This window comes from Halostella sp. PRR32 (assembly GCF_034808085.1).
Taxonomy (GTDB): domain Archaea; phylum Halobacteriota; class Halobacteria; order Halobacteriales; family Natronoarchaeaceae; genus Halostella; species Halostella pelagica.
In genome coordinates this window covers 1-274 of sequence record NZ_JAXHGL010000111.1, presented here as the reverse complement: position 1 = coordinate 274, position 274 = coordinate 1, and the positions used below count along the sequence as shown (strand labels likewise).

At 76.3% G+C, this 274-nt stretch carries 1 pseudogene; it reads right to left on the bottom strand.

Annotated elements, in window-relative coordinates:
* A pseudogene (locus SM753_RS20580) lies at positions 1 to 224 on the bottom strand (TIGR00303 family protein); the annotation flags it as partial.
* Between the last annotated feature and the right edge of the window lie 50 nt (positions 225 to 274).

Here is a 274-nt window from a genome sequence, read left to right as displayed (position 1 = left end):
ACGTCGAACCCGACGACCTCGTGCGCGGCGCGCGTCACCAGCGCGGGCGTCGGCGTCCCCGTCGGCGACACCGGCACCGACGGTGCGCGAACGACGTCGCCGTACACGAGGACCTCCGCGTCCGCCCCCGGCGTGTACGCCATCGCCTCCGCGTCCGCGCCAGCGGCACTCAACCCGTCGATGCGTGCCGTCTCGGTCGACCCGGCGGCGAGCACGACCCTCATCGGTCGCCCTCCGCGGTCCCGTCCCCGACCCACACGGGCCCGTCACGGGG